The 6259-nt window shown below is 57.8% G+C and carries 8 protein-coding genes; 5 read left to right on the forward strand and 3 right to left on the reverse strand.

What is annotated here, in order from left to right; all coding sequences use genetic code 11:
- Window positions 1–463: 463 nt before the first annotated feature.
- Window positions 464–1201 (forward strand): response regulator transcription factor, encoded by a 738-nt coding sequence (locus D460_RS0131595; protein ID WP_018902626.1) that lies wholly within the window; start codon window positions 464–466, stop codon window positions 1199–1201.
- A gap of 207 nt (window positions 1202–1408) precedes the next feature.
- On the forward strand, window positions 1409–2125 hold the full coding sequence (locus tag D460_RS0131600) for an autoinducer binding domain-containing protein (protein ID WP_018902627.1): 717 nt from the start codon (window positions 1409–1411) through the stop codon (window positions 2123–2125).
- A gap of 64 nt (window positions 2126–2189) precedes the next feature.
- On the opposite strand, the gene D460_RS0131605 is transcribed toward D460_RS0131600, so the two are convergent.
- The 3 genes from D460_RS0131605 to D460_RS0131625 form a co-directional block, all read right to left on the reverse strand.
- A complete protein-coding gene (locus D460_RS0131605) occupies window positions 2190–2813 on the reverse strand; it encodes an acyl-homoserine-lactone synthase (RefSeq protein WP_018902628.1) in 624 nt (207 codons plus the stop codon).
- Window positions 2814–3056: 243 nt separating this feature from the next.
- Entirely contained in the window at window positions 3057–3239 is a 183-nt protein-coding gene (locus D460_RS0131615) for a hypothetical protein (protein ID WP_018902630.1), read from the reverse strand.
- Between the two features lie 464 nt (window positions 3240–3703).
- Complete coding sequence (locus D460_RS0131625; RefSeq protein ID WP_018902632.1) at window positions 3704–4090, reverse strand: DUF1236 domain-containing protein; 387 nt, start codon at window positions 4088–4090, stop codon at window positions 3704–3706.
- A gap of 230 nt (window positions 4091–4320) precedes the next feature.
- On the opposite strand from D460_RS0131625, the gene traC reads away from it, so the two are divergent.
- The 3 genes from traC to D460_RS0131640 all read left to right on the forward strand — a co-directional run.
- Window positions 4321–4593 (forward strand): conjugal transfer protein TraC, encoded by a 273-nt coding sequence (gene traC / locus D460_RS0131630; RefSeq protein ID WP_026283753.1) that lies wholly within the window; start codon window positions 4321–4323, stop codon window positions 4591–4593.
- 4 nt (window positions 4594–4597) lie between these two features.
- A complete protein-coding gene (gene traD / locus D460_RS0131635; RefSeq protein WP_018902634.1) occupies window positions 4598–4810 on the forward strand; it encodes a conjugal transfer protein TraD in 213 nt (70 codons plus the stop codon).
- The coding region (locus D460_RS0131640; protein ID WP_018902635.1) for a type IV secretory system conjugative DNA transfer family protein at window positions 4800–6259 on the forward strand (1460 nt) is incomplete at its 3' end. The genes traD and D460_RS0131640, both read left to right, overlap by 11 nt.

A 6259-nucleotide genomic window follows, 5' to 3' on the forward strand; every position in this document is an offset into this window, starting at 1 on the left:
GCAGCGGTCGTACTCGATCGCGACATTTTTCGATCTTCAGTAACTCGAACCAACCGGACGTCAGACTGATAACGCGCCCAGATGAATACTTGCCGATCTCGATTGGTGTCTGAACACCGTCCAGGCCACGATCCATTGCAGACCAGATCACGGAGAGATCAACGATGTGCAAAAGGCCAGACCACCCCGAACCGCGATTGTCGCACAATGTCCCGGGCACCGAGAATATAAGGTTCAAGCCCTCTTCATGCGCCGGCTGCCACCTGTACAAGGTTGGCTGCCCTGGAAGGCGACAGACGAAGATACTAGCGCTCGAAGAACGTGAGGGCGGCGTTCGGGATAGTTAATAGGCTGCGCCACTTCATTACTATCAAATCTGAGAGTTGGCGCCAGCTGCCATGAGTGCAACTATAGGTACAGCACCGGTTACTGTGACTGGTAGATGTACCGACTGGAAGCCTCATTGGATGACGCCCCTTCAAGCGCCGGCCCGCGTGTCGGTGTCGCTCTGCTAACCTTGGAAAGTTCAGCACCGGATGACAATCTGGCCTCGACCATTCGAGCCATGTCGCTCGATGTTATTCAGCTGTCTTCAATCCCCAAGCTCAGACGCCTACTGATCTCTGCCCGCGTTGATCTGGTCATTGTCGTTGCGTCCGGCGACGCTGAGTCTGGTATTCAACTGTGCGGGCAAGTCCGCGAAACGAGCGACATTCCATTGATCGTCATTCTTCCGGGGGACCGCGAAGATATGATCGAGATGGCTTTCGACATCGGAGCCGACGACTGTTTTCCTGCCTCTGTTGCGATGTCGCAATGTCAGGCTCGGATAAAGGCGTTGTTGCGGCGTACCGCTTACGCGATCAGCTCTCGTGTCGACCCCACGGTCATTCGTTTTGGCGAGTTCGTCCTTCACCCGCGAGAGCGCGTCCTGCACGACCAGAAGGGAACAACTATCGATCTCACCTCGACAGAGTTTGATCTTATCTTGACCTTCTGTCGAAATCCTGGACGCGTCATGACGCGTGAAGAACTCCTTTCGCTCACACACACCGGGCTTGCGGGTCCAGTCACACGCACGATCGACGTGCATGTCAGTCGGCTGAGGCAAAAGCTCGAACCGCACAGCAATAGTCCCACACTGCTTAAGACGGTCCGGCTTGGAGGATACATATTGGTCGCCGATGTGCTATGGGACTAACACCACGCCTCTGCTTGGGATTTGTTAAGTTTTGTTACGGCTTCGCGCACGTGTTGAAGCTCTCCCTGACCGACGATATTCATATCAAAATAAATATATTTAGCCGGAGAAGGCATCACTGACACGGTCGAACGTGTGCGCCGGCTGCATCTTTTTTAGCTCGCTCGACCGTGTCCTGTCACCGTGTCCTAACCTGGGAGAGATGGGATGAGCTCACGGGCCTTACTTGCAAGCGTTATCGACTGTGCTTTCTCGAGCGGGTCCGAACCCGCCCTTCAAAGGGCTATCGGGCGGGTCGCCAAGCGAAACGGCTATGATAGTTTTGCCTATCTCAGCCTACGCGCCGCAACCACGCAGAATTTTGCGATCTCAAACTACGCGGCTGAGTGGCAGTCGCTCTATTTCGATCGCTCCTACATGATCGTTGATCCGATCATCACGATGGGAAAGCGCCTGATGCAGATTTTCAGATGGTCTGTCGATGCGGAGCGAAAATTCGCCAACGCTGATCAGCGAGGTTTCTGGGACGAAGCATCCGACTTTGGGATCCGAAGCGGGCTGACAATTCCGATCACGACGGGATACGGTCAGGTCGCCATGCTAACATTTGCGACATCGTCGAAAGCACCGCTACATGATATCGCGGCGTCTGACATTGCTCTGGCTGCGACCGCAGTGGCCTTCCTGCACCAGCGCTTTAGAAACTCCCCACATCCGACCATGATGCGCAAACCCGGCCTGACGGATCGCGAAGCAGTGTTTGTTCGGTGGGCGTCAACTGGAATGCCGATGCATGAAATCTCGTCGATAACTGGTTACTCATTCCATACCGTCAGGTTTGACCTCGATAACGTCAGGGTAAAATTGGGAGTTAGGAACCTGCAGGAGGCACTCTGCGTCGCAATGGCAATGCGGCTGGTCTGATTGGCGTATGCCGAGGTCTCACCGTCTTGATGGTTCGCCGCGACGTGGCGAACCATTATCTAGGCTAGGCCGCTTGGCGGCTAGTCGATGAAAGCCGCGAACGATAAGACACCGGTCGTAACAACTCGAAGGTATCGCGGTTGATCGAAAAGCGACCGGCTACGCTATCTGTCTCGTTTATTAAACGAGGTTCTCCTAGTCTTGTCATTGGCCAACCGCGCTGCCTCAGCAGACGCTCCATGCGAAGGTCCGTGGCCGTCACGAGGTCGGTCCATCCGTTGCGCAGACACCACTCAATAATGCCTGCAAGCAGGCAAAACGTAGCTTCATGCGTTGCGCCCCGCGGGCTCGATTGCATGGTTGTGTCGACACAGAAACGCGAGCTCTCGATCATCGTCGGTTTGGTGGCGAGTTGCCCGTTCTCCAGCAATTGCCGAAACACATCCATCAACATATTTGGGCCATTCGTTGGTAACAGGCGGACCGACCCAACGACCCTTGCCTGCTCATCGAGGACGAGGATATAGGTCGGCCCGCAGTGGTCGAACTGATCGAACTCGCGGCCATCCTGACACTCGACATCCCAGCCGAGCCGTCCGTGGAAAATCCTGGCCCGCAACCGGTACATGTCGTTGAGCAGTGCCTCTTCGCCGGCTGTGCACGGCACGCGAATATCTATGACTTCCATTTCGTCACTCTCCCTTTTCTTGAACTGAGACAGAGTGATGGTCTTTGATATTGGATTCTAGTCGCAGATCTGCGGGTCGACCGCAATCTCAGTTTCCGACGAAAGCCGTCTGGAGGAACATGTCGTGATCGACGAGACCACAGAACGCGCTCCCGGTCTTATCGAGCAGACCGACGCCGACAGAGATCGGAAACACTTGCAAAATTCAGGAGCCTAAGTGACTGCCGCGGCTGTCGCGCGCACTCAGTTTGGGACATCTCTTGAATCGATGACTTCGGCGCCCGCTACACTCTTACTGATCTGTGGAGTGCCACCCGACATCGCGTAGCCGAAGAAATAGAGAACACCGCAGAGGAATACGACGAGGGCGATGACCGAAATATTCACCGTAAAGGGAATGGTAGACGTCTCTTGGCGGTCAGTCATGACGAGCCTCCTGTTATAGATGAGACGGACATAAAATGCTCTTTATTCCCGGTTCCGGGTCTGCCTTCCGGTAGAAATAGGATCATCGGTCAATCAATCGGCTTTAAATTGGAACTCACAAAGGCTTAGCTCCACACTGAGCGGCTGCCCTATGGCGCCGTCGGTGGCGTCCGTCGCGGACCACCGACGATCCGACCAAGCAAGCGCGTTACTTATCTTGAGCCCAAGCGTCGGCCGCCCGCTCCGGTCAAGGAAAAGATAGTCGACGCCCATACGCTGCCGGCAACTGTAAGGGTCGGTCCGACGACTGACGGCCAATTTTCCCCTTCTGATGAGAGCAAATCAACAACAAGCGCACCACGATGAAGCTGCGTTGAACGGCGGCCCTCCAAAGGCAACAGGCGCCGGGGTAAACCGGCGCCTGCGATCATTCGGCCAGAGGTAATTCCTCCGACCGAATGCCACTACTGAATGACCTGGACTACCTTGCGGGTCTGCGGTTCAACAATGACTCGCTCCTGGCCCATGATGACGTAGCCATATTGCGGATTTTCGGGAACGGGCGTCACGACGACATCAGAGGGCAGTGCTACGCCTACCTTGACCCGCTCCTGAACCACTACCGGCTGTTGCGGCACCGGGGCCTGCTGAACGTAGGTAACCACTTCGGCTGGCGGAGGATCGATCGTCGCGCCAGCAACGCCACCGACGATCGCGCCGACACCGGCTCCGACGGGACCACCGACGATGGCACCTGTGGCGGCGCCGCCAACGGCTCCGGTGACGGCGCCATCGGCGTAGGCCGAGGCAGCGATGCAGCTCATTGCCGCTGCAAGAATAATTCGCTTCATTTCCATTCTCCTCTTCTCACTTGATGGATGGAAAAGGCAATCGCCCGGTATTTGTTCCGTATATCCGACTTAGGTCTGAGATCCCTTTCTGTGGCGTCTTGCACGCCTCAATCGGCGGGTACACATCGGCTGGCGCCTTTGCGAGGTGCAACATTGCACCTATCCAGCGAGGGAAAATTCGGGGCAAGCTTCAGTTTCATCGGTCTGAAAGCCACGAGGACGCGAAACCCATGAAGAGGCCAACCGCCAAAATCCGTGAAGAGATTACTCGCCTGCAGGAGCAGCTGAAGCAGGCCGAGACACGTGACGCCGAGCGCATCGGGCGTATCGCGCTGCGTGCGGGGGTCGGAGAGATCGAGGTGGAAGAGGCTGATCTTCTGTCGGCTTTTGAGGAGGTCGCCGGCCGGTTTCGCGCGGGAACGAAACTCGTCCAGGGACACAAGCCTGCGACCACGCCGCCGAACGGCGCTGGCAAGGCTGCGGGCCAATCTTCGGAGACTTGAGCGAATGCAAAAGATGACAGCGACCGAAGCCCGCAAGAAGGACGCGCGGGAAAAGATCGAGCTCGGCGGCCTGATCGTCAAGGCGGGCTTGCGCTACGAGAAACGTGCGCTGCTGCTCGGGCTTCTGATCGATGCCAGCGCTCGGATGAAGTCTGACGAGGCGGAGCGAACCCGCCTGAGTGAACTCGGTGCGAAAGCGTTTTCCGATGATGCCTAAGAAGTTTCTGGCCGCGAGCATTCCGGCCGTTGCCATGATCGCCTTTTGCTCAATCCTCCCCGGCATCGAACGGTGGCTCGCCGCGTTCGGAACGACCGATCAGGCAAGGCTGATGCTCGGACGGATCGGGCTGGCATTACCCTATGCGCTCGCCAGCGCCTGCGGGCTGATGTTTTTGTTCGGAACGAGGGGGTCGATTAACGTCAAGGCGACTGGTTGGAGTGTCGCCGCTGGCGGCCTCGGCGTGATCGTCGTCGCAGCGATCAGGGAGGGATCGCGCCTGCTGGCGTTTGCCGGCCAGGTCCCCACGGGAAGGACGCTTCTGTCCTATGTCGATCCTTCGACCATCGCAGGAGCGGGCGCAGCCCTGCTCACCACATTCTTCGCCCTGCGCGTCGCCAGGATGGGCAATGCGGCCTTTTCGCCAAGCGAGCCGCGACGCATCCGGGGCAAGCGCGCGCTGCACGGCGAGGCGGACTGGATGACGATGCAGGACGCGGAGAAGCTTTTTGCGGAAACCGGCGGTATCGTCATTGGCGAGCGCTATCGTGTCGACCGGGACGATCCTGCAGCAAAGTCGTTTCGACCTAGCGAGCCCGCGACCTGGGGCAAGGGTGGCTCCGCGCCGCTGTTGTGTTTTGACGGCTCGTTCGGCTCGTCCCACGGGATCGTGTTCGCTGGCTCAGGTGGTTTCAAGACGACGTCTGTTACAGTGCCAACGGCGCTCAAATGGGGCGGCTCGCTTGTCGTGCTCGACCCATCCAACGAGGTGGCTCCGATGGTTATGGAGCACCGGCGCAAGGCGCGCCGACGCGTCATCGTTCTCGACCCCAAGAACGCTGGTTCTGGCTTCAACGCGCTCGACTGGATCGGTCGTCACGGCGCCACCAAGGAAGAGGATATCGCGGCCGTCGCATCGTGGATCATGAGCGACAGCGGTCGCGCGACTGGCGTCCGCGACGACTTCTTCCGCTCATCCGGACTACAGCTACTGACCGCGATGATATCAGACGTTTGTCTATCTGGCCACACGGACGCAAAGCACCAGACTTTAAGGCAGGTTCGTGCCAATCTGTCGGAGCCCGAGCCAAAGCTTCGCGCGCGCCTGCAGGAGATCTACGACAATTCAGCGTCCGCGTTCGTCAAAGAGAATGTCGCTGCCTTCGTCAACATGACGCCTGAGACATTCTCCGGCGTCTACGCCAATGCCATCAAGGAAACGCACTGGCTGAGCTATGCGAATTACGGCGCGCTGGTGTCAGGCTCGAACTTCTCCACCGAGGCGCTGGCCGATGGCGAGACCGACGTCTTCATCAACATCGACCTTAAGACGTTGGAGACCCATTCTGGCCTCGCGCGCGTCATCATCGGCTCCCTCCTCAACGCAATCTACAATCGGGATGGAGCGATCAAAGGGCGCGCATTGTTTCTGCTCGATGAGGTCGCAAG

The organism is Rhizobium sp. 2MFCol3.1 (assembly GCF_000377565.1).
Taxonomy (GTDB): Bacteria; Pseudomonadota; Alphaproteobacteria; order Rhizobiales; family Rhizobiaceae; genus Rhizobium.

Coding starts and splice junctions, on each gene's coding strand:
- D460_RS0131600 (WP_018902627.1), top strand. CDS start 1,409: ATGAGCTCACGGGCCTTACTTGCAAGCGTTATCGACTGTGCTTTCTCG.
- D460_RS0131605 (WP_018902628.1), bottom strand. CDS start 2,813: ATGGAAGTCATAGATATTCGCGTGCCGTGCACAGCCGGCGAAGAGGCA.
- D460_RS0131615 (WP_018902630.1), bottom strand. CDS start 3,239: ATGACTGACCGCCAAGAGACGTCTACCATTCCCTTTACGGTGAATATT.
- D460_RS0131625 (WP_018902632.1), bottom strand. CDS start 4,090: ATGAAGCGAATTATTCTTGCAGCGGCAATGAGCTGCATCGCTGCCTCG.
- traC (WP_026283753.1), top strand. CDS start 4,321: ATGAAGAGGCCAACCGCCAAAATCCGTGAAGAGATTACTCGCCTGCAG.
- traD (WP_018902634.1), top strand. CDS start 4,598: ATGCAAAAGATGACAGCGACCGAAGCCCGCAAGAAGGACGCGCGGGAA.